This is a genomic window from Salinilacustrithrix flava, assembly GCF_041228405.1.
Lineage (GTDB): Bacteria > Actinomycetota > Acidimicrobiia > Acidimicrobiales > Salinilacustritrichaceae > Salinilacustrithrix > Salinilacustrithrix flava.
Window position 1 is genome coordinate 3,172,186 of record NZ_CP133888.1, and the last position, 21,208, is coordinate 3,193,393.

21 protein-coding genes are annotated in these 21,208 nt (G+C 71.9%); 15 read left to right on the forward strand and 6 right to left on the reverse strand.

Going from position 1 to position 21,208, the window contains the following annotated elements:
* Window positions 1–63 precede the first annotated feature (63 nt).
* Genes RGQ06_RS15555 through RGQ06_RS15565 form a run of 3 tightly spaced genes read left to right on the forward strand, consistent with a single transcriptional unit; the run spans window position 64 to window position 2,669 of the window.
* Window positions 64–738: a YceH family protein gene (locus RGQ06_RS15555; RefSeq protein WP_432429560.1), complete on the forward strand. Its 675-nt coding sequence runs from the start codon at window positions 64–66 to the stop codon at window positions 736–738.
* Window positions 735–2,000 carry an acyl-CoA dehydrogenase family protein gene (locus RGQ06_RS15560; protein ID WP_432429559.1) on the forward strand — a complete coding sequence of 422 codons (1,266 nt, stop codon included), beginning with the start codon at window positions 735–737 and terminating at the stop codon, window positions 1,998–2,000. The genes RGQ06_RS15555 and RGQ06_RS15560 overlap by 4 nt, the downstream gene beginning before the upstream one ends.
* An 18-nt stretch (window positions 2,001–2,018) precedes the next feature.
* Window positions 2,019–2,669, forward strand: a complete 651-nt coding sequence (locus RGQ06_RS15565; RefSeq protein WP_432429558.1) for a GDSL-type esterase/lipase family protein — start codon at window positions 2,019–2,021, stop codon at window positions 2,667–2,669.
* 6 nt (window positions 2,670–2,675) lie between these two features.
* Here RGQ06_RS15565 and RGQ06_RS15570 read toward each other — a convergent pair whose 3' ends face one another.
* Window positions 2,676–3,311, reverse strand: a complete 636-nt coding sequence (locus RGQ06_RS15570; protein WP_432429557.1) for a YczE/YyaS/YitT family protein — start codon at window positions 3,309–3,311, stop codon at window positions 2,676–2,678.
* Window positions 3,312–3,394: 83 nt separating this feature from the next.
* The gene (locus RGQ06_RS15575) at window positions 3,395–5,101 is read right to left on the reverse strand and encodes an ABC transporter substrate-binding protein (protein WP_432429556.1); all 1,707 of its coding nucleotides are present in this window, start codon (window positions 5,099–5,101) and stop codon (window positions 3,395–3,397) included.
* Window positions 5,102–5,188: 87 nt separating this feature from the next.
* Here RGQ06_RS15575 and RGQ06_RS15580 point away from each other — a divergent pair, with 87 nt between their 5' ends.
* Entirely contained in the window at window positions 5,189–6,154 is a 966-nt protein-coding gene (locus RGQ06_RS15580) for a carbohydrate kinase family protein (protein WP_432429555.1), read from the forward strand.
* Between the two features lies 1 nt (window position 6,155).
* On the opposite strand, the gene RGQ06_RS15585 is transcribed toward RGQ06_RS15580, so the two are convergent.
* Window positions 6,156–7,307, reverse strand: coding sequence for an acyl-CoA dehydrogenase family protein (locus RGQ06_RS15585; RefSeq protein ID WP_432429554.1), 1,152 nt, complete (start codon window positions 7,305–7,307; stop codon window positions 6,156–6,158).
* 87 nt (window positions 7,308–7,394) lie between these two features.
* Between RGQ06_RS15585 and RGQ06_RS15590 the strand changes: the two genes are divergently transcribed.
* Both RGQ06_RS15590 and RGQ06_RS15595 read left to right on the forward strand, forming a co-directional pair.
* Window positions 7,395–8,759 carry a peptidoglycan DD-metalloendopeptidase family protein gene (locus RGQ06_RS15590; RefSeq protein WP_432429553.1) on the forward strand — a complete coding sequence of 455 codons (1,365 nt, stop codon included), beginning with the start codon at window positions 7,395–7,397 and terminating at the stop codon, window positions 8,757–8,759.
* Window positions 8,760–8,770: 11 nt separating this feature from the next.
* The gene (locus RGQ06_RS15595; RefSeq protein ID WP_432429552.1) at window positions 8,771–9,229 is read left to right on the forward strand and encodes an SRPBCC family protein; all 459 of its coding nucleotides are present in this window, start codon (window positions 8,771–8,773) and stop codon (window positions 9,227–9,229) included.
* Window positions 9,230–9,232: 3 nt separating this feature from the next.
* Here the strand turns inward: RGQ06_RS15595 and RGQ06_RS15600 are convergent, their stop codons facing one another.
* Window positions 9,233–10,069: an ABC transporter ATP-binding protein gene (locus tag RGQ06_RS15600; RefSeq protein WP_432429551.1), complete on the reverse strand. Its 837-nt coding sequence runs from the start codon at window positions 10,067–10,069 to the stop codon at window positions 9,233–9,235.
* Between RGQ06_RS15600 and RGQ06_RS15605 the strand changes: the two genes are divergently transcribed.
* The 4 genes from RGQ06_RS15605 to RGQ06_RS15620 all read left to right on the forward strand — a co-directional run bounded on the left by RGQ06_RS15605 (window position 10,054) and on the right by RGQ06_RS15620 (window position 15,033).
* Window positions 10,054–11,391, forward strand: coding sequence for a hemolysin family protein (locus tag RGQ06_RS15605; RefSeq protein ID WP_432429550.1), 1,338 nt, complete (start codon window positions 10,054–10,056; stop codon window positions 11,389–11,391). The two genes, RGQ06_RS15600 and RGQ06_RS15605, sit on opposite strands and share 16 nt — an antisense overlap.
* Window positions 11,388–12,443 carry a hemolysin family protein gene (locus RGQ06_RS15610; RefSeq protein ID WP_432429549.1) on the forward strand — a complete coding sequence of 352 codons (1,056 nt, stop codon included), beginning with the start codon at window positions 11,388–11,390 and terminating at the stop codon, window positions 12,441–12,443. The genes RGQ06_RS15605 and RGQ06_RS15610 overlap by 4 nt, the downstream gene beginning before the upstream one ends.
* A gap of 75 nt (window positions 12,444–12,518) precedes the next feature.
* Window positions 12,519–13,613 carry a murein hydrolase activator EnvC family protein gene (locus RGQ06_RS15615; RefSeq protein WP_432429548.1) on the forward strand — a complete coding sequence of 365 codons (1,095 nt, stop codon included), beginning with the start codon at window positions 12,519–12,521 and terminating at the stop codon, window positions 13,611–13,613.
* Window positions 13,614–13,686: 73 nt separating this feature from the next.
* Window positions 13,687–15,033, forward strand: coding sequence for a phosphotransferase family protein (locus RGQ06_RS15620; protein WP_432429547.1), 1,347 nt, complete (start codon window positions 13,687–13,689; stop codon window positions 15,031–15,033).
* A 109-nt stretch (window positions 15,034–15,142) separates the two neighbouring features.
* Here the strand turns inward: RGQ06_RS15620 and fabI are convergent, their stop codons facing one another.
* Entirely contained in the window at window positions 15,143–15,910 is a 768-nt protein-coding gene (fabI, locus tag RGQ06_RS15625) for an enoyl-ACP reductase FabI (RefSeq protein WP_432429546.1), read from the reverse strand.
* A 42-nt stretch (window positions 15,911–15,952) separates the two neighbouring features.
* Complete coding sequence (locus tag RGQ06_RS15630; RefSeq protein WP_432429545.1) at window positions 15,953–16,399, reverse strand: hypothetical protein; 447 nt, start codon at window positions 16,397–16,399, stop codon at window positions 15,953–15,955.
* Between the two features lie 61 nt (window positions 16,400–16,460).
* On the opposite strand from RGQ06_RS15630, the gene npdG reads away from it, so the two are divergent.
* Genes npdG through RGQ06_RS15655 form a run of 5 tightly spaced genes read left to right on the forward strand, consistent with a single transcriptional unit; the run spans window position 16,461 to window position 21,173 of the window.
* Entirely contained in the window at window positions 16,461–17,198 is a 738-nt protein-coding gene (npdG, locus tag RGQ06_RS15635; protein ID WP_432429544.1) for an NADPH-dependent F420 reductase, read from the forward strand.
* Window positions 17,195–18,340: a cysteine--tRNA ligase gene (locus RGQ06_RS15640; protein ID WP_432429543.1), complete on the forward strand. Its 1,146-nt coding sequence runs from the start codon at window positions 17,195–17,197 to the stop codon at window positions 18,338–18,340. Before npdG ends, RGQ06_RS15640 begins: the two co-directional genes overlap by 4 nt.
* A 46-nt stretch (window positions 18,341–18,386) precedes the next feature.
* Entirely contained in the window at window positions 18,387–19,304 is a 918-nt protein-coding gene (locus RGQ06_RS15645) for a lysophospholipid acyltransferase family protein (protein WP_432429542.1), read from the forward strand.
* A gap of 34 nt (window positions 19,305–19,338) precedes the next feature.
* Window positions 19,339–19,863, forward strand: a complete 525-nt coding sequence (locus RGQ06_RS15650) for a DoxX family protein (RefSeq protein ID WP_432429541.1) — start codon at window positions 19,339–19,341, stop codon at window positions 19,861–19,863.
* Window positions 19,860–21,173: a hypothetical protein gene (locus tag RGQ06_RS15655; protein WP_432429540.1), complete on the forward strand. Its 1,314-nt coding sequence runs from the start codon at window positions 19,860–19,862 to the stop codon at window positions 21,171–21,173. The genes RGQ06_RS15650 and RGQ06_RS15655 overlap by 4 nt, the downstream gene beginning before the upstream one ends.
* The last annotated feature ends 35 nt before the right edge of the window (window positions 21,174–21,208 follow it).

Here is a 21,208-nt window from a genome sequence, read left to right on the forward strand (position 1 = left end):
AGACCTCCGCCCTTCGTCCCCGTGCACCAGTGAACCACAGCGCCATCGACCTAGGGTCGGCCCATGGCCGAGGCGCTCGAGGGTCCCCTCACCCCGATCCAGCAACGGGTGCTCGGCGCCCTGGCCGAGAAGGCCGCCACCGTGCCCGACACGTACCCGATGACGCTGCGGGGTCTGCAGACGGCCTGCAACCAGAAGAACAACCGCGAGCCGGTCACCGACCACACCGAGGGCGAGATCCAGGCCGCGCTGGACGAGCTGAAGGCCCGCCACCTCGTGCGCTTCGTCTACGCCAGCCACGGGGCGCGCAGCACCAAGTTCCGCCACGTCCTCGACGAGCGCCTCGGCCTCGATGCCGGCGAGCTCGCCGTCGTCACCGCCCTGCTGCTGCGGGGCCCGCAGACCCTGAACGAGCTGCGCACCCGCACCGAGCGGGCCCACGCCTTCGCCTCCAACGACGAGGTGGCCACCACGCTCGAGGGCCTCGCCGCCCGCACCGACCCCGTCGTGGTCCACCTGCCGCGCCAGCCCGGCCAGAAGGAGACCCGCTGGGCCCACCTGCTCGGCGACGGTCCCGACGAACGCCTGCCGGCTCCCACGGCTGTCACGCCCGCACCGGCAACGAGAGACGCGGAAGGGTTGTTGGCCCGGGTCGCCGAACTGGAGGACCGGGTGGCCGCGCTCGAGGCGCTGCTCACAGATCCAGACCACACCACCGAGGAGATCCCCCCGACATGATCCAGTGGACCGAAGAGCAGCAGATGGTGCGAGACGCCGTCCGCCAGTTCGTCGAGGCCGAGGTCGCACCCCGGCGCGACGAGCTCGAGTTCGGCGACACCCCGCCCTACGACGTGCTGCGCAAGCTCTACAGCACGTTCGGCATGGACACGATGGCGAGGGAGCGCTTCAAGCGCCAGATCGAGTTCGAGAAGTCGGTCGAGGAGGCCATCGCCAAGGGCGAGGAGCCCCCGACCAAGGAGAAGCCCGGCGGCGAGGGCGGCGGTGGTGGTGGTGACGGCTCGATCACGATGATCCCCATCATCGAGCTGTGCCGCTACAGCCCGGGTCTGGTCACCGCCATGGGGGTGTCCACCGGCCTCACGGCCTCGGCCATCACGTCCAAGGGCACGATCCGCCAGAAGGAGCGCTGGGCGCTCGACCTGCTGACGTTGGACAAGATCGGCGCCTGGGCCATCACCGAGCCGGGCTCGGGCTCCGACGCCTTCGGGTCGATGAAGGCCACCGCCCGCCGCGACGGGGACGAGTACGTGCTCAACGGGTCCAAGACCTTCATCACCAACGGGCCCTACGCCGACACCATCGTCTTCATCTGCAAGCTCGACGAGGGCAACCCGCCCGAGGAGCGCAAGGTCCTGTCCTTCGTCCTCGACTCCGGGATGCCCGGCCTCGAGCAGTCCAAGCCGCTGCGCAAGATGGGCATGCACTCGAGCCCAACCGGCGAGCTGTTCCTCGACGACGTGCGCGTCGGCATCGACCGCCTCATCGGCGAGACCGAGGACATGCCCAAGGGCGGTCGCGAGGGCGCCAAGGCCACGTTCCTCATGGAGCGGGCCGGCGTGGCCGCCATGGCCCTCGGCATGATCGAGAAGTGCCTCGAGCTGTCGGTGGAGTACGCCAAGGACCGCGTCCAGTTCGGCCAGCCCATCGGCCAGTTCCAGCTGATCCAGGAGAAGCTGGCCCGCATGGAGGTGGCTCGCCTCAACGTGCAGAACCTGGTGTTCCGCACCATCGAGTCGCAGGCCGCGGCCGCGCGGGGCGAGGAGATGGCGATGACGCTGGCCGAGGCGTCGGCCATGAAGCTGTACTCGGCCCGGGCCGCAACCGAGGTCGCCCTCGAGGCCGTCCAGATCTTCGGCGGCAACGGCTACATGTCCGAGTACCAGGTCGAGCAGCTGGCCCGTGACGCCAAGGTCCTGCAGATCTACGCTGGCACCGACGAGATCCAGATCACCCACATCGCGCGAGCCCTGCTCGCCTGAACAGCAACCGGGAGGGTCATGATCGCCGTGCGGCGCATGGCGCGCATCGCAGCGGCGCTCGCCGCTGCGGTGCTCCTGGCCGCCTGCCAGCCGGTGCCGTACAGCAGCGGCACCGGCCCGCGGGTGTTCCACACCGGGGACTCGGTGATCTGGGACAGCGATGCGCTCGTGTCGTGGGGCTTCTACCGCAGCGGCCTGCGCACCGCCGGGGCGACGTACCCGGGCACCGAGATCGGCTGGTCCGCCGAGCGGATCAGGGATCAGGTGTGGGGCGACGAAGGCCGGCAAGCACCGGACGTGGTGGTCATCTCCTCAGGGCACATGAACGCGATCGGCGGGTGGACCGACCGCGACGCTGCCCAGGTCGCCGCGACCCTCGACTGGGCGTGGCCCGAGGGGCGCTGCACGGTGTGGGTGCTGCCTGCCTCGGTCCGACATCCGGGCATCGGCGACGACAAGGTGTCCTACACCGACCCCGACACGGCGGCCGTCGTCGCCGGGATCCGCGCCCTGGCGCCGGCGCGGGGCGTCCGGATCGCGGACTGGGACAGCTACGCGGCCGACAAGCCGTACTGGTACGCCGAGGACGGCGTGCACCACACCGAGGCGGGCAAGGAGGCCTTCGCGGCCTTCGTCGTCGACCGGACCCGCCGGCACTGCGGCCTCTGACCCGCCTCAGGCGCGAGCCGGGCGGAGCCGTCGCCGGGGAGCAGCTCCGCCGCGCATGTCGAGGCGGGGCAGCCACCACGCCACGTTCGGTCCGACCCCGATGGCGAACACCAGCGTGCCGATGCCGATGGTGCCGCCGAGCAGGACGCCGACGCTGAGGGCGACGACCTCGATGGCGGACCGGACGCGCCCGACCCGCAGGCCCCGGCGGGCGAGGCCGGTCATGACCCCGTCGCGGGGGCCCGAGCCGAGACCGGAGCCGATGTAGAGGCCGGAGCCCGGACCCCACAGCCACACGCCGAGGACCAAGAAGGCGACCTGGACCCACAGCGGGTCCGGGCGGTCGACGACCGCCAGCGTGAGGTCCATGGTGGCGCCGATCACGAACACGTTGAGCACGGTGCCGACGCCGGGCTTCTCCCGCAGCGGGATCCAGGCCAGGAGGATCACGATGCCGACGCCGATGCTGGCGGTGCCGATCGTGATGCCCAGCCGCTCGGACAGGCCCTGGTGGAGCACGTCCCACGGGGCGGCACCGAGGTCGGCGGCGACGACCAGCCCGAGGCCCACGCCGAGCAGCACCAGGCCGAAGACGCACCGGACGAGCCGGGTCAGGCGTGGTGGGGGGAGCGGGGGGAGCACCAGGCGACGCTAGCGAGCAACGGGGCGGTCGCCCCAGGGAGATGGGGTGGCGGGCGGCCGGGGGAGCAGCCGCCCGCCACCGATCACCGGCTCACCCAGATGCCGGCGACGTCATGGCCGGTGGCGACGCCGGGGAAGGCGTCGCTGCCGGCCTCGGGGCCGTAGCCGAGGACGTTGTGCACGTCGGACTGGGTGGCGATCGCCCACACGGCGGTGGAGAGCCACACGTTGTAGACCTCCTCGGCGAAGCGCCGGGTCAGGTCCTGGAAGATGGCGTCGCGCGCCTCGCCCGGGCCGGTCTCGCGGCCCTCGTCGAGCAGGCGGTCCATCTCGGGATCGGCGATGCGACCGAAGTTCACGGGCGAGCCCGTGTACCACCAGTTGTTCTCCCGGTCCGGGTCGGTGCCGGGGTGGTTGCGGAAGGCCATGGCCTGGAAGTCGCCGGCCAGCGCCTTGTTGATGGTGGTCGCCTGGTCGCCGGCGGGGGACAGGCTGATGTCGATGCCGGCGTCGGCCAGCTGGGTCTGGATCTCCTGGGCCGTCAGCTGGCCGGACTCGGTGGACACGAAGGTGTAGGAGAACGACAGCTGCTCGCCCGTGGCCTCCTCGTAGGCGGCGGCGTGCTCCTGAGCCTTGGCCAGGTCGTACTGGGGGAAGCCGGGGTCGGCGACGTGGCCGGGGACGTCCTCGGGGAACGGGCCGTTGGCCACGGAGCCGAGGCCCGAGCCGCGCACGTCGATCAGCAGCTGGCGGTCGAGCGCGTGGGCCAGGGCCAGGCGAGCGTCCTTGTTGTCGAACGGCGCCGCGTCCGTGTTCAGCATGAGGTAGTTGACCTCGCTGTAGTCGTCGGTCGCGAGCAGCTCGATCTGGTCGCCCTCGGCGAGCGGCTGCAGGCGCTGGGCGATCTGCTCGGTGTCGGAGGTGTGGATCACGTCCACCTGTCCGGACTCGAGGGCGTTCACGCGGCTGGCGACCTCGGGGATCGGCTGGTAGGTGATCCGATCGAGGTAGGGCAGCTGGGTGCCGTCGGCATCCGTGCGCCAGTAGTCCGCGTTCTTGACGGTGACGAGCTCCTCGCTCACGGTCCAGCTCTCGAGCTGGAACGGGCCGGTGCCGACGAGCTCGTTGCCGCAGTCGTCGCTGTCGAGCTGGGCCTGGCCCATGATCCCGATGCGGTTCGAGCCGTAGAGCGCCCAGTCGAAGGAGGACCACGGACGGGTCATGTCGACCTGGACGGTGAGCGGGTCCACGACCTGGACCGAGCCCACGTCCTGGAACACGAAGCGGAACAGCAGCGGGCTGCGGTTCTCGTAGGCGCCGCGGTAGGCGTCGATGTTGTTGGCGACGACCTGGGCGTCGAGGGGGGTGCCGTCGTGGAAGGTCACGCCCTCGGGGAGCGTGATGGTCCAGGAGGTGAAGTCCTCGTTGGGCTCGACCGACTCGGCCAGGTGGGGCTGGATCTGGCCGTCGGCGTCGGGCTTGGTGAGGGTGTCGTAGATGGTGGCGGCGACCTGCATGCCCGAGATGGCCAGCTGGGCCTCGGCGAGGCAGAAGCCGCCGTTGGTCTCGGCCTCGAGGGCGTAGGTGAGCTCGCCACCCGGGGTCGGGTCGCCCTCGGGCGCGTCCGGCACCGAGTCCTCCACGCCGCCGGTACCGGTCGCGCCGTCGCCGGTGTCGGTGTCGGTGGACGTCGTCTCGTCCCCGCCGCCGCAGGCGGCGGCGACCATCGCGAGGCCCAGCACGAGCGCGAGCGCCCGGAGCCACCCCCGCGTCGAAGTCGTGTTCGTCACAGCATTCCTTCTCGTTGTTGACAGTGTGTCAACAACGCTGGCTGCTACTTGACCGACCAGTCAATTCGAGTCTGGCACCCTGACCCGGTGACCTCACCACGCGTCGTCTGCTGCGGCGAAGCCCTCGTCGACCTCATCGCCGCCGACGACTCCGGTCGCACCTGGCACGCGGCGCCGGGCGGATCGCCGTACAACGCAGCCGTCGCCGCCGGCCGCCTCGGTGCGCCGACCAGCTTCCTCGGGGTCCTCTCCGACGACCGGTTCGGCCAGCTGCTCCGGGAGCACCTCGACGAGTCCCACGTGTCCTGGCGGACCTGTCCGATCACCACCGAGCCCACCACGCTCGCCGTGGTCACCCAGGGGCCCGACGACGCCGAGCCCGCCTTCGCCTTCCACGTCGCCGGCACCACCACCGTGTCGGCGCGCACGATCGATCTGCACCTGCCCGCCGACACCGGCGTGCTGCACGTGAGCGGTTCGATGGCCCTCGTGCTCGAGCCGGCGGCCTCGCGGATCGAGGCGCTCCTGGCGGCGGCCCGTCACCGCACCCTCGTGCACCTCGACCCGAACCCTCGGCCCTCGGTCGCAGGCGGGCGGCAGCGCTACCTGGCCCGGCTCGATCGGTGGCTCGGGCTCGTCGACGTCGTGAAGCTGAGCGCAGCCGACATCGAGTGGTTGGAGCCCGGCGTCGACCCCATCGACCTCGCACACCGCTGGCTGCAGCCCACCGGGGACGAGCAGGGTGGGGGTGACGACGTGCCGGCCGCGATCGTGATCACGCGTGGCGCGAGGGGTGCGGCCGTGGTGTGCGCCGCCGGCGTGATCGAGGTCGTGCCGGACCGCGAGGTTGACGTGGTGGACACGGTGGGCGCCGGCGACACCTTCGCGGGAGCCATGCTCGCGGCCTTCGCCGCCCACGGCGTCACGGACCGCACGGCGCTGGCCGGCCTCGACGAGCACTGGTGGCACACCGCCCTGACGTTCGCCGTCGAGGCCGCCGGCATCGCGTGCAGCCGGGTGGGTGCCGACCCGCCCTGGCGCCGGGAGCTCTGAGCTACAGGCCGAGGTGCCGCTTGGAGATGATCTCCTTCATGATCTCGGTGGTGCCGCCGTAGATCGTGGTGACCCGGGCATCGGCGTAGGCCCGGGCGATGGGGTACTCGGTCATGAAGCCGTAGCCGCCGAAGAGCTGCAGGCACTCGTGCAGGGCCCGGTGCTGCAGCTCGGTGCACCACCACTTGGCCATCGAGGCCTCCTCGGCGGTGAGGGTGCCCTCGTTGAGGGCGAGCACGCACTTGTCGATGTAGGCCTGGCCGATCTCGACCTCGGTGGCGACCTCGGCCAGCGTGAACCGGGTGTTCTGGAACTTCCCGATCGGCTGGCCGAACGCGGTGCGCTCCTTGACGTAGTCCAGGGTCCAGTCGAGGCCGGCCTTGGCGGCGGCGACCCCGGCGACGGCGATCGACAGCCGCTCCTGGGGGAGCTTGTCGACCAGGTGCAGGAAGCCCTTGCCCTCGTCACCGATGAGGTTGGCGGCGGGCACGCGCACGTCGTTGAAGAACAGCTCGGCGGTGTCCTGGCTGTGCATGCCGATCTTGTCCAGGTTGCGTCCCCGCTCGAAGCCGTCCATGCCCCGCTCCACCACCAGCAGCGACATGCCGGCGTGCTTCTGGGACGGGTCGGTCTTCACCGCGACGATGACCAGATCGGCGTTGATGCCGTTGGTGATGAAGGTCTTGGAGCCGTTGACGATCCAGTCGTCGCCGTCGCGCACCGCGCTGGTGGTCATCGACGCGAGGTCCGATCCGATGGCCGGCTCGGTCATGGCGATGGCGGTGATCAGCTCGCCCGAGGCGATGCCCGGGAGCCAGCGGGCCTTCTGCTCCTCGGTCGTGAGCGTGAGGAAGTACGGCAGGCAGATGTCGTTGTGCAGCGTGATGCCGAGGCCGGCCCCGCCGGCGCCGGCGGCCTGGACCTCCTCGATGACGACCTGGTTGTAGCGGAAGTCGTCGACCCCGCCGCCGCCGTGCTCCTCGGGCACCGCCATCCCGAGGAAGCCGTGGGACCCGGCCTTGGCGAACAGGGCGCGGTCGGCGATGCCCTCGGCCTCCCACCGCTCCAGGTTCGGGGTGATCTCGTCGGCGACGAACCGTCGGAAGCTGTCGCGGAACAGCTCGTGGCCTTCGTCGAACAGGGTGCGCTCCATGGGGGGCGACGCTACCCGGAGCCCTACGATGCGCAGTCCAAAGCCGAAGGTCCCAGGGCGGGCCCTGGAACGAGCAGCCCCGTGTCGATGCCACGCACACCCTCCACCCGCCTCAGCACCCTCGTCGCGCTCGTCTTCGCCCTCTGCGCGCTCACCACGCCGGCGCTGGCCCAGGACGACACCTCGACCACCAGCACGCCCGACTGCCCGCCGGAGTCCTCGTCCTCGTCGACCTCGAGCACCTCGTCGACCACCCCCGGCACGCCGGACCCGTGCGCGACGACCACCACCGCGCCGTCCCCGACCGCACCGCCGTCGAGCCCGCTGCCCCCACCTCCCGGCGGCGAGCAGCCGCCCCCGCCACCGGAGGACCCAGCGCCCGAGGACCCAGCGCCCGAGGACACAGATCCCCCGGAGCACGCCGGCGACCAGGATTCGCCCCCGGAGTCGGTGCCGCTCTCGGAGGAGACCATCCCACCGCCTCCGGGTGAGCCCGTCGACCCCCTCGCCGCCGAGCGGCTGATCCGCCGGGAGCTGCGCGTCGCCCAGGCCGAGGTCCTGCAGAGCGCGGCCGAGGTCGAGGCCGCCGCCACCCTCGTCGACGAGCTGGCAGACCGCCTCGCCGACCTGCAGCAGGAGCTGGCCCACCTCGACGTGGCCCAGCAGCTCAAGGTCCAGGAGCTCGAGGACGCCCAGGTCCGGTTCCGGGAGCGCATCGCCAACGCGGTGGTGCGGGGAAACGCCGCCGAGCTGGACACGGTGATGACCTCCCAGGACGGCACCGTGCTGGAGATGCGCAAGGTGTTCCTCGCGTCGGTGTCCGAGGCCGACAGCCGCTCGGTCGCCGACCTGGTGCAGGCCAAGGCCGTGATCGACCAGGGCGTCCTGGACGCCGTCGACGCGGTGGCCCGGACCCGGCGCGAGCTGCGCGGCGCCCGCCAGGCGCTGCAGGACTCCCTGCGGATCAACACCGAGCGCAAGTTCCAGCTCGCCGTGTTCAGCGCCGGCTCCGAGATCGTGATCCGGGGCTTCGTGTTCCCGGTCGGGGAGCCGTTCAGCTTCATCGACTCCTGGGGCTACCCGCGGATGGTCGGCACCGAGTACGAGCACGGCCACCAGGGCGTCGACATCATGGCCCCCTTCGACACCCCCCTCTACGCGGTGGAGCGGGGCATCATCACCCGGCTCGGCACCGACGTGCTCGGCGGCACGAAGCTGTGGCTCAAGGGCCAGTCCGGCACGTACTACTACTACGCCCACCTCGCGTCCTACGCCGAGGGCATGGCCGAGGGCGCGGTCGTCAGCGCCGGGGACGTGGTGGGCTACGTCGGCGACACCGGCAACGCCCAGGGCGGCGCGCCGCACCTCCACTTCCAGGTCCACCCCGGCGGCGGCGAGGCCGTGAACCCCTACGGCCTGCTGCGCGTGGTGGCCGACCTGTCGCGCCGGTAGACCTGCACGCCGTGGACCTGCGCGCCAGCCTCGAAGCCGACTGCACCCCGGACACCCTCTTCGAGTGGGTCGGTGGCCTCGACACCTACGACCGCTGGCTCGAGATCGTGCCCCGCACCACCGACGCCGAACCCATCGACGGCGACCCCGGACCGGCCTGGCACGTCACGCTGCGCGGGCGGCTGGGGCCGCTCGCCCGGTCCAAGCGGCTGCGCATGGTGCGCACCGAGCACACGCGACCGGTGGGCGACGACCACCCTGGGCGCGCCGTGTTCGAACGGCGCGAGACCGACGGCCGGGAGCACGCCACCTGGCGGCTCACCGCCACGGTGGAGCCGACCCCGACCGGCAGCTGCCTCGTGATGGACCTGCACTACGGCGGCTCGCTGTGGGTGCCGCTGCTCGACCGCGTCCTGACCAACGAGATCGAGGCATCGCGCCAGCGGCTCCGGGAGCTCGTCGAGACCTGAGCGTCAACCTGCAGCGACAGCCGACCAGCGTCCGTCGCGGCAGGCCACGTCGAGGGCGACGCCGTAGAGGTCGCTCAGCCGCTGGCTGGTCAGCAGCGACGCCACCGGGCCGAGCCCGACGATGCGGCCGCCGTCGAGGAGCACGACGCGGTCGAAGGCCGCCGGGATCTCCTCGAGGTGGTGGGTGACCAGCACGAGCGGGGCGGCCGTGGTGTCCGCGGCGGCGTCGAGCCGCCGCAGCAGGTCCTCGCGCCCGCCCACATCGAGGCCCGCCGTCGGCTCGTCGAGGATGACGATGCCGGGACGGCCGGTGAAGGCCCGGGCGAGCAGCACCCGCTGGCGCTCACCCGAGGACAGGGTGCGCAGCGGGCGGTGCTCGGTCTCTGCGTCGATGCCGAACAGCCGGAGCTGGGCCGAGGCGTCGGCGTGCTGGTCGTCGCCGTAGGCGTGCCACCACGTCTCCAGCGCCCCGTTCGGCGCGGCCAGCACCACCTCGTGCGGGGTCATCGTCGGGCGGAGCAGGTCGGTGAGCGCCTGGCTCGTGTAGCCCACCCGCCGGCGCAGCGCCCGCATGTCCGTGCGCCCCAGCGTCTCGCCGAGCACGACCGCTCGACCGGACCACGGTCGGAGCCAGGACGAGAGCAGCCGGAGCAGCGTGGTCTTGCCCGAGCCGTTCGGTCCCACGATCACCCACCGCTCGCCGGCGCGGATGGTCCAGTCCAGTCCGGTGAGGACCGGCACGCCGTCGACGGCGACGTCGACGGCCTCGAGCTCGACCACCGCCGCCGGTGCCTCGGCCAGGGCTTCGGACGGTGCCTCGGTCGGTGGCTCGGTGGGCATCGGGCCTTTGTACCCTGTGCCCCATCGGAACCGCACTCGGCCTGGTCGCTGTCGCCGTCCTCATCACCGCCAACGCCGCGTTCGTGGCGAACGAGTTCGCGCTCGTGGCCGTGGATCGTGGCCGGGTCAGCCGACACGCCAAGGAGGGTCGCAGCGCGGCGCGGGTCACCGAGAAGCTGCTCCGCCGGCTCTCGTACCACCTGTCCGGCGCCCAGCTCGGCATCACCATCACCTCCCTCGTGCTCGGCTTCATCGCCGAGCCGACGGTCGCGGCCGTCATCGAGCCGGCCGTCGCCGCGGTCGTCGGCGAGAGCAGCGGGCGCGGGGTGTCCATCGCCGTGGCCCTGGCCCTGGCCACCACCGTGCAGATGGTGCTCGGCGAGCTCGTCCCCAAGTCGCTCGCCATCGCCTACCCGACCGGCACCGCCTACTTCCTCGCCCCGGTCATGCGGGTCTACGGCGTCGTCGTCAAGCCCGTGGTCGCCCTCTTCAACGGGTGCGCCAACTGGGTCGTCCACCGCCTCGGCATCGAGCCCCAGGAGGAGCTCCGCTCGGTGCGGGGCCTGGAGGAGCTGGACCTGCTGTTCCGGTCCTCGGGCGAGGAGGGCACGATCGACGAGGACTCGGTGAACCTGCTCACCCGGGCGGTGCGCTTCTCGGAGAAGTCCGCCGTCGACGCCCTGGTGCCGCGCCTGGAGACGGTCGGGGTCGCCGTGGACGAGACCGTCGCCGACCTCACCGCCCGTGCCGTCACCACCGGCTTCAGCCGCTTCCCGGTGTACGACGGCGACCTCGACGACATCGTCGGGGTCAGCCACGTCAAGGACGCCTTCGCCGTCCCCTACGAGCAGCGGGGCACCACGTCGGTCCGCGCCGTCATGGCCGAACCCCTCGTCGTGCCCGAGACGATGCAGCTGTCGGTGCTGCTCGTGCTCCTGCGCGAGCAGGCCACCCACCTCGCCGTGGTGGTCGACGAGCACGGCGGCACCGCCGGGGTCATCACGCTCGAGGACGTGCTCGAGGAGATCGTCGGCGAGATCGACGACGAGCACGACCGGGCGGCGCCGCCGCTCACCCGGGTCCAGCGCCCGGGGGAGTGGGTGCTCGGCGGCGGGCTGCACCGCGACGAGGTCTTCGACGCCTGCGGCCTCGAGCTGCCCGACGGGCCCTTCGAGACCCTCGCCGGGTTCGTCCTCGACACCCTCGGTCGGGTCCCGGAGGAGGGCGACGCCTTCGACCACGGCGACTGGAAGGTCGTCGTCCGCGAGATGGACCGGATGCGCATCGCCGCGGTCCTCCTCGTCGAGGGGAGCGGACGGTGAACGTCACCGCCCTCATCGCCAGCGTGCTGCTGCTGGCGGCCAACGCGTTCTTCGTCGCCGTCGAGTTCGCCCTCGTGGCCAGCCGGCGCACGCGGCTCTCGGCCCTCGCCGACGAGGGCAGCAAGGCCGCGGCCCGGGCGATGGACTCCATCAAGGACCTCTCCCGCCAGCTGGCCGGGGCCCAGCTCGGCATCACGATCTGCTCGCTGCTGCTGGGCTACGTCGCCGAGCCGGCCATCGCCCACGCCCTCGAGGACCTGCTGCAGGACCGGGTCGATGTGTCCGAGGGCGTGGCCACCACCGTGGGCTTCGGCCTCGCGCTGTCGATCGTGGTGTTCCTCCACATGGTCCTCGGCGAGATGGTGCCCAAGAACATCGCCATCGCCGAGCCCGAGCGCACCGTGCTCGTGCTCGACTGGGCCAACCGCCTGTACATGCGGATCTTCGGTCCGGTGATCGTCGTGCTCAACGCGCTGGCCAACGGCATCATCCGCCTGCTCGGTGCCGAGCCCGCCGACGAGATCTCCGACAGCCACACCTCCGACGAGCTGGCCGACATGGTCTCGGCGTCCCGCAAGGAGGGCCTGATCCACGACGTGCAGGACCAGATCCTGCGCGGTGCCCTCGCCATCGGCGAGGCACCGATCGGGCCCATGGTCGTGCCGCGCGACCGCATCGGGTTCGTTCCCCGCCGAGCCACGGCGGTCGAGGCCGAGCAGGAGGTCGTGCGCAGCGGGCACACCCGTCTCCTGGTCGTGGGTGAGGGCGGCCTCGACGACGTGCTGGGGTTCCTCCACGCCAAGGACCTCCTCACGATCCCCGAGGCGGGGCGCGCCGCGCCGCTGCCGCTCGGCAAGATCCGCCGGCTGCCCATCGTGCGCGACGACACGATCGTGGACGACGTGCTCCACGCCCTCCAGAAGGCCCGCGTCCACCTCGCCATCGTGGCCGATGCCCAGGGCCGCACCGTGGGCCTGATCAGCCTCGAGGACGCGCTGGAGGAGCTGGTCGGCGAGATCGTGGACGAGAGCGACAAGCTCCCGTCGGCCTGAGCCGTCCGTCACCGGATTGCAACATCTGCAACCGGGTCGTAGCCTGGCCAGTCGGCCCTGCCAGCTGTCCCCACCATGCTCCACCGCCTCCTCGCCCCCCTCGTGGTGACCCTCGCCGTCGCCGCTTCCCTCGCCGTGCCCTCCGCCGCCGGCGCCCAGACCGCGGACATCGAGCGCGCCCGTGCCGCCGCCGAGGACGCGGTGCGCCGGGTCTCCGACGCGGAGTCGGCCCTCGGTGCGATCGAGCGCGACATCGCCTCGCTCGAGGCCAAGGCCACCCAGGCCGAGGAGCGCCTCGCCTCGCTGTCGGGTTCGATGGAGGAGCTCGTGGTCGAGCGGTACACCTCCAGCGGCGACATGCCGCTGCTCACCACCGAGGACATCAACGAAGGCGTCAAGGCCGAGGCCCTCGCCCGCTACGTGAGCCAGGGCACCTTCGACACGATCGACGACTTCACCGAGGCCAAGGCCGAGCTCGACGAGGCCAGCGCTGCCCTCGCCGCCAAGCGCCAGCAGCAGGAGGCCAGCATCGAGTCGCTGCGCCGGGCCCTCGCCGACGTCCAGGCCGAGCTGAAGCGCCTCGAGGAGCTCGAGGCCAAGCGCCGTGCCGAGGAGGAGGCCCGCCGCCGTGCCGCCGAGGCCGAGGCGCAGCGGCGCGCCGCGGCGGAGGCCCAGACCCAGCAACGGGCGACGCAGGCCGCGGGCCGGACCTCGTCCGGCTCCGCCACGCGCAGCCCGGCGCCGGCACCGGCACCGGCGCCCGCCCCGACCACCTCGAGCGGCGGCGGCATGGTCTGCCCCGTGGCCGGTCCCCACTCCTTCATCGACTCCTGGGGCTACCCCCGCTCCGGCGGACGCTCCCACAAGGGCGTGGACATGATGGCGCGCACCGGCGTCCCGGTCGTCGCCCCGGTGTCGGGCACGGTGAGCCACCGTGGCAACTCCATCGGTGGCCTGTCGTTCCACCTGTCGGGCGACAACGGGCACTACTACTACGGCACCCACCTGTCCCGGTACGGCGCATCCGGCCGGGTGTCGGCCGGCACCGTCATCGGCTACGTCGGCGACACCGGCAACGCCCGGGGCATGCCCCACCTCCACTTCGAGATCCACCCCAACCACGGCGGCCCCGTCAACCCCTACCCGGCGACCCGAGCCGCCTGCGGGTAGGTCCCGTCAGTAGGGCCTCGGAACTCGCCCGAAGTTGGTAACCGCTGTTGCCGGATCTGGCAGGATCCCCGGCGTGACGCCCGACGAGCTCGCCGACCGCCTCCAGGAACTGCTCCGCACGGAGCTGGACGACCCCGACCTCGAGGTCGGCGGCCTGCGCCGGCTCACCGGGGGCGCCTCGCGCGAGACGTGGGCGTTCGAGGCCGCCGGCGAGCGGTTCATCCTGCAGCGGGAGCGGACCGGGTCACCCCGCACCGGTGCAATGGCGACCGAGGCGTCGATGCTGCGGGCTGCGGCCGACGCCGGCGTGCCCGTCCCGCCCCTCGTCAGCGCGTCCGGCGAACCGGGCACCCTCGGTGCCGGGTACCTCGTGTCCCGCTTCGTCGAGGGGGAGACGATCGCCCGCAAGATCCTGCGCGACGACGAGTTCGCGGCCGCTCGCGACCGCCTGGCCGCTGACTGCGGCCGCGCCCTGGCCGCGATCCACCGGGTCCCGACCGATGCGGTGCCCGGCCTGGAGCGCACCGACCAGGTCGCCCAGTACCGCACGGTCCTCGACGACTTCGGTGACCCGCACCCCACCTTCGAGCACGCCTTCCGGTGGCTGGAGGCCAACCGGCCGCCCTCGAGCGGCGATGCGATCGTCCACGGCGACTTCCGCCTCGGCAACCTCATGGTCGGACCCGATGGGCTGGAGGCGGTCATCGACTGGGAGCTCGCCCACATCGGCGATCCGATGGAGGACCTCGGCTGGCTGTGCACCCGGGCCTGGCGCTTCGGCAGCGACGAGCCGGTGGCGGGCGTGGGCCCCTACGACCAGCTGTTCGACGCGTACGCCGCGGCGTCCGGGCGGCCCGTCGACCGGGACGTCGTCCTGTGGTGGGAGGTCCTCGGCACCCTCAAGTGGGGGATCATGTGCATCATGCAGGCCCGGGCCCACCTGGAGGGTCTGTCGCGATCGATGGAGCTGGCCGCCATCGGCCGGCGGGTGTGCGAGAACGAGCACGACCTGCTCCTGCTGCTCGAGCCCGACGCGCTCGCCGCGGCGATCGCCCGCCCGGCACCGACCGGTGGGGGAGCACCCGGCCTGCACGGGCGCCCGACCGCAGCCGAGCTGCTCGAGGCGGTGCGCGAGTGGGTGGCCGGCGACGTGCGCGAGCAGGCCACGGGGCGGGTCGGGTTCCACAGCCGGGTCGCCGAGAACGTGCTGGCCACCCTCGAGCGCGAGGCCACGATGGGTCCGGCGATGGAGGCCGACCACACCGAGCGCCTGCAATCGCTCGGCGTGGCCGACGACCTCGCCTTCGCCGCCGGCGTCCGTGACGGCAGCCTCAGCGGCGACGAGGTGGTGCGGGCGATGGCGGAGTCCGTCGTCGACAAGCTCCGGGTCGCCAACCCCCGCTGGATCTGGCAGCGGTAGCGGAACGGGCTACGCGCCGCCGGAGCTGAGCCGAAGGCGAGGCGACCCAGAGACACAGGCCCTCGGCGGCGGAGCCGCCGGACCGAGCACCCACGGACGTGAGCGGTCACTACGCACCTATGGCGTGGTAGCCGCCGTCGACGTGGACGATCTCGCCGGTGGTCTGCGGGAACCAGTCCGACAGCATCGCCACGGTGCTGCGGGCCACGCCGGCGGAGTCGTTGACGTCCCAGCCGAGCGGGGAGCGGTCGTCCCACACGTCCTCGAACGCCGAGAAGCCGGGGATCGACTTGGCGGCCATGGTCCGGATCGGGCCCGCCGCGATCAGGTTCACCCGGACGTTCTTCGGACCGAGGTCGCGGGCGAGGTAGCGCGAGGTCGACTCGAGCGCGGCCTTGGCCACGCCCATCCAGTCGTAGGCCGGCCAGGCCTGGGTGGCGTCGAAGTCGAGCCCGACGATGGAGCCGCCCTCGGGCATGAGGGGCACGACGACGTCGGCGATGGTCTTGAGCGAGTACGCCGAGATCTGCATGGCGACGGCGACGTCCTCCCACGGCGCCTCGGTGAAGCCGCCACCGAGGCAGGACTCGGGGGCGAAGCCGATGGCGTGGAGGGCACCATCGACCCGGTCCCACTTGGCGCCGAGGGCGTCGCGGACGGCCTCGACGTGGTCCGGCACCGTGACGTCGAGCTCGAGGACGTCGGGCTCGGTGGGGAGCTTGCGTGCGGTGCGCTGGGTGAGGCGGAGCGCCCGGCCCGCGCCGGTGAGCACGATCTCGGCCCCCTCCTCCTGGGCCAGCTTGGCCACGCCGAACGCGAGGGACGCGTCCGTGAGGACACCGGTGATGAGCAGTCGCTTGCCGTCGAGGATTCCCATTGGTCTCCAGACCTCGGGGTGCGTGGCGACGTTACCGATGCGTCAGCCGGGGGGCCCGCAGGTGGCCGACGTCGACGAGGTGTCGCCGTCGGTGCAGGGGAGTCGGGTGCGGCCGACCCCGGCGCGCAGGGCCCGGTCGCCGACCGGCTCGGGCAGGGTGATCTCGGCGACGAGGTCCACCGTCAGGTCCGAGCACGGCCCCTCGACGTCGACGACGACCAGCTCGACGAGGACCTCGGTTTCGGACAGGTCCACCTGGGCGCGGTCGATGCGCCCGCAGCCCGGCTGCCCGAGGGCCGTGGCCGAGATGGTGTCCTCGTCGATGGCCTGCAGCCGATCCGGCCGGACCAGGCGGCCGTCGTCCTCGGCCCGGAGGAACAGGAAGGCGAGGGTCGCGACGACGATGACGCCGACGAGGGCCACGACGAAGGGCACGGGCGAGAGCTGCTGGGGCGGTCGGGCCGCGCCGTCGTCGAGGGGGTCCTGCACGGTCCGCCACGTTAGGACCGGTTTGGGTTCGGCCGAGGACCCCACCGGTAGAGTCCGCCGCGTGAAGATCGGAATCCTCGGAGGAACAGGCCCGGCCGGCTCCGCACTCGCGGCACGCCTCGCTGATGTGGGCTACGACGTCATCATCGGGTCGCGATCGGCGGACCGAGCCAAGGAGAAGGTCGACGAGCTGCTCGAGAAGTGGCCCGATCGCACCCTGGCCATCGAGGCGGGCGACAACGCCGCGGCCGCCGGTGCCGATGTCGTGGTCATCGCCACCCCGTGGGACGGCGCGACCCAGACCGCGGCCTCGGTGCGCGAGCAGCTCGGGCACAAGGTCGTCATCTCCATGGCCAACGCGCTCACCCGCATCGGCAAGGAGTTCCAGCCGCTGGTCCCGCCCCGGGGCAGCGTGGCCGCCAGCATCCAGGCCGTGGTGCCCGACTGCAAGGTCGCCGGCGCGTTCCACCACGTGCCGGCCAAGGAGCTCGGCGACCTCGACCACCCGATCGAGACCGACGTGCTGATCTGCTCGGACCACGAGGAGGCCACGGCCCTGACCACCGAGCTGATCCAGGCCATCCCCAACATGCGGCCCCTCGACGCCGGCGAGCTGTCGCAGTCCACCCCGATCGAGTCGTTCACGGCCGTGCTGCTCCAGCTCAACGTCCGCTACAAGACGCGGGTCGCGGTGAAGTTCAACGGGCTGCCCGACAGCCTCACCGGGCTTCCCAAGAAGCCGCCCCGCGCTGCGGTGGCTGCCGGCAGCGACGCCGACGAGGACGCCAACGCGACGTGAGCCAGCTGCGGCTCTACGACACGGCGCGGCGCGAGATCGTCCCGTTCGAGCCGGGCGAGGTCGTCACCATGTACACGTGCGGCATCACGCCGTACGACGCCACGCACCTCGGCCACGCCGCCGCCTACGTCGGCTACGACGTCCTCCAGCGCCGCCTGCGCGACCGGGGCCACGAGACGCGCTGCGTGCGCAACGTGACCGACGTCGACGACTCCATCCTCGGCCGGGCCCGCGAGATCGGCGTGCACTACCTCGACCTCGCCGCGGCCGAGACGGCCAAGTTCGACGACGACATGATCGCCCTCGGGATGCTCCCGTCGTGGAGCGAGCCCCGCGCCACCTCGGCCATCGCCGACATCCGCGGGTTCATCGGGATGGTGCTCGAGCGGGGCCACGCCTACCAGGCCGGCGGGGCCGTCTACTTCGACATCTCCACCTACGAGCGGTTCGGGCAGGTGTCGGGCTACGACCGGGCGACGATGCTCGAGTACGCGGCGGAGCGCGGCGGCAACGTCGACGACCCGAACAAGCGTGACCCGCTGGACTTCGTGCTGTGGCAGCCGTCCCTGCCCGACGAGCCCTCGTGGGACTCGCTGTGGGGTCCGGGCCGGCCCGGCTGGCACATCGAGTGCTCGGCGCTGGCCTTGCGCGAGCTCGGCACCACCATCGACCTCCACGGTGGGGGAGCGGACCTGATCTTCCCGCACCACGAGTGCGAAGCGGCCCAGTCCGAGTCCGCCACCGGCGAGCCCTTCGTGCGCCACTGGATGCACCAGGCGATGGTCCGCATGGACGGCGAGAAGATGTCCAAGTCGCTCGGCAACCTCGTCTTCGTGTCGGTGCTGCGCGAGGACTGGGAGCCCATGGCCATCCGCCTCGCCGTCGTCAAGCACCACTACCGGGACGGGTGGGAGTGGCACGACGACCTCATGCCCGCGGCCGCCGATCGCCTCGCACGCTGGCGCGCCGGCGCCGCGGCCGGAGGCGACGGGACCGCCGTGCTCGAGACCGTGCGAGCCCACCTCGACGAGGACCTCGACACCCCCGGCGCCATCGAGGCGATCGACGTCGCGTCGGCAGCCGGCGCCGACGTCACGGCCGCTGCGCTGCTGCTCGGCGTCCGCCTCTCGCCCGACGGCTGAGGGATCTGCCGACGCAGGTCGGGTTCTCGCTGGTACGTTCCGACCCATGGGGGACGACCGCGAGTACGGACAGCTCTATCCGGTCGCCAGGGGGTTGATCCGACCGCTGATGCACGCGCTCTGGCGCATCAACGTCACCGGTGCGCACAACGTGCCGGCCGAGGGCCCGGCGATCTTCTGCCCGAACCACATCTCGTTCTTCGACTCCATGGTCCTGCCCGTCGTGCTGCCCCGCCGGATCAGCTACGTCGGCAAGGCCGAGTACATGGACTCGTGGAAGACCCGCCACATCTTCCCGGCCATCGGCATGATCCCCATCGACCGCGAAGGGGGCAGCGCCAGCCAGCGCGCCCTCGACACCGCCACCCGGGTCCTCGAGCGCGGTGAGCTGTTCGGCATCTACCCGGAGGGCACGCGCTCGCGCGACGGGCGGCTCCACCGCGGGCACACCGGTCCGGCGCGCCTCGCCCTGCGCACCGGTGCCCCGCTGATCCCCGTCGGCCTGCGCGGCACCGACCGCATCCAGCCGGCTGGTGCTGCGCTGCCCCAGCCGTTCCGGTCCTGCCAGGTCAACATCGGTGCGCCCATCGACGTCACCCGGTACCGGGATCGGGCCGACGACCGCCTCGTGCTGCGCCAGCTCATCGACGAGGTCATGTTCGAGATCCGCAAGCTCTCGGGCCAGGAGTACGTCGACACCTACGCCAACAAGCGCGACGACGAGCGCGAGCCCGAGGCCTCCGACGTCGCCGTCCCGGCGCCGGTGGCCGAACCGGTCGAGCTCGGCAACGGCAACGGCCACCCGAGAGCCGAGCCCGAGCCCGCCCGCCAACCAGCGCGCGAGCGGGTGCTGGTGGGTGCCGGCGGCGCCCACGACGTCGAGGACGTCGCCGACGTCGAGGTCCACCACGACGTGGACGTCCGTCGCTCCTCGGCCGACGTGCTCTCGAAGTGGTGGTCCTAGGTTCGCGCTGAGCCGCGTGGGAGGCTCGTCGTCCATGGACCAGGACGCCGTCGACCTCGCCCTGCTCGTCTTCCGCTGCGCCATCGGCGCGGTGATGTTCGCCCACGGGTGGAACCACGTGTTCCGGGGCGGGAAGATCGAGGGCACCGCCGGCTGGTTCGCCTCGCTCGGCATGAAGCCCGGCATCCTCCACGCCTGGCTGGCCAGCGTCGCCGAGCTCGCCGCCGGTGCCTCGCTCGTGCTCGGGCTGCTCACCCCGCTCGGCGCCGCCGCGGTGGTCGGCACCATGACCGTGGCGCTGGTCACCAACCACCGGGGCAACGGCTTCTTCATCTTCCGGCCCGGTGAGGGCTGGGAGTACGTGATGACCCTCATCGCCGCCGGCGTGGCCCTCGGCGTCGTCGGTCCGGGCAGCTGGTCGCTGGACGAGGCCCTGGACCTGTTCCAGCCCGTCCCCGGCAGCGACGGCCTCTGGATCGTCCTCGCCGCCGGCTTCGGCGGCGCCCTGGCCCTGTTGGTCACGTTCTGGCGCCCGGCGGTGGGCGACGGCGAGTCTTGACGACGACGATCCAGAGGCTCCGCCTCCACTTCGTGTGCGGTCTCACGACCGGCATCCAGTTCGACGTGCCCCGCACACCCGGTGCGTTCCGAAGGCAGCAGGCGGAGACGGCCTCGGCCCTCGGCGAGGAGATCGCCGGATGGGAGGTTCGAGTCCCCGAGAGCTACGCGGACCTGCGGACCAGCTCACGCAGCGGTCTCGATGTGCAGCCGCGGGTGTGGGACAAGGACTCCGTCGGTACGACCCGGCTCCCGGTCGGTTTCCTCCGGTTCACCAAGGACGCCGCCGTCGACGCTCGAGCCGGTGCGGTCGCTGATGTCGAAGCGCAACTCGAGCTCCTGGTCTGGGCCGACGGCACAGCGGTGATCGTGGCCTCTGTGAAGCCCGATCTCCCTGGGGCGATCTCGCCCGAACAGGCACAGCAGTGGATCGACGCGACCACGTTCGGCCACCTCGACGAGGCGCTGCGATCGCACGCGCAGGCACTCCTCGATGCAGTCGAGCGGAGGCTCTCTGGACCCGAGCACGGAGGCCCGGCGGTCTCGGGACCGATCGGTGATGTCGAGGTGCGCTACGTCGGCCGCCACCGTCTGGTGCACATCGACGCCGAGCCGTGTGCGGCGTCGGTGGATGACATCGGCAGGGCCATGTACTCGGATGCCCTCGACCAGAACCTGGTGGACATCAGCTCCGACGAGCGAAGGTACGCCGCCCCGGCCAACGGCATCTCGATCGAGATCGCGCCTGGTCAGCAGTCGATGCTGTTGCCGGTCGCTCGCTACTACCAGCGATGGATCGCTGCCATCACCAAGGCGGACGACGAGCTGTACGACGAGATCGTTCGGCTGTCGACGGCGTCGCAGGCCTTCGGCGAGGATTCGCACACGCAGGGGCATGCGCGGCAGCTGTTCTACGAGCACAGAGACGTGCTCAACGCGCAGACCCCGGTGCACACGACGGCGTGGAACACCTACGTGTCGACGTGGCGGGTGGCCGAGCTGCAGGCAGACGTGGAGGAGAAGGTGGCGGTCGTCGACGAGCTGAACCGCAGCCTTCGGGAGAACGTCGCCAACCGCATCGCTGCGAGGACGGGCGCAGTGGTGACGTTCCTCACGGCGCTGACGCTCGTGAGCATCGTGACCGGGATCGCTGCGTTCGTCCTCAGCGAGGAGCGCCTGTCGACGCTCACCCGCTGGAGCCTGGTCGGCGCTTCGCTGTTCCTCGCGCTCACCCTCTTCGCAGTGAGCATCCAGCCCCTGCTCGTGCGGCGCGTGGGTCGTGGGCGTACGGGTGCGGTCGCCGACCGCTGAGCTGGAGGAGACGACAACGACCTTCGTCGCCCTCC

Bases quoted from the DNA above. Each gene is read 5' to 3' on its own strand.
- RGQ06_RS15555 (WP_432429560.1), top strand. From the start codon at position 64: ATGGCCGAGGCGCTCGAGGGTCCCCTCACCCCGATCCAGCAACGGGTG.
- RGQ06_RS15560 (WP_432429559.1), top strand. From the start codon at position 735: ATGATCCAGTGGACCGAAGAGCAGCAGATGGTGCGAGACGCCGTCCGC.
- RGQ06_RS15565 (WP_432429558.1), top strand. From the start codon at position 2,019: ATGATCGCCGTGCGGCGCATGGCGCGCATCGCAGCGGCGCTCGCCGCT.
- RGQ06_RS15585 (WP_432429554.1), bottom strand. From the start codon at position 7,307: ATGGAGCGCACCCTGTTCGACGAAGGCCACGAGCTGTTCCGCGACAGC.
- RGQ06_RS15590 (WP_432429553.1), top strand. From the start codon at position 7,395: ATGCCACGCACACCCTCCACCCGCCTCAGCACCCTCGTCGCGCTCGTC.
- RGQ06_RS15600 (WP_432429551.1), bottom strand. From the start codon at position 10,069: ATGCCCACCGAGCCACCGACCGAGGCACCGTCCGAAGCCCTGGCCGAG.
- RGQ06_RS15615 (WP_432429548.1), top strand. From the start codon at position 12,519: ATGCTCCACCGCCTCCTCGCCCCCCTCGTGGTGACCCTCGCCGTCGCC.
- fabI (WP_432429546.1), bottom strand. From the start codon at position 15,910: ATGGGAATCCTCGACGGCAAGCGACTGCTCATCACCGGTGTCCTCACG.
- RGQ06_RS15645 (WP_432429542.1), top strand. From the start codon at position 18,387: ATGGGGGACGACCGCGAGTACGGACAGCTCTATCCGGTCGCCAGGGGG.
- RGQ06_RS15650 (WP_432429541.1), top strand. From the start codon at position 19,339: ATGGACCAGGACGCCGTCGACCTCGCCCTGCTCGTCTTCCGCTGCGCC.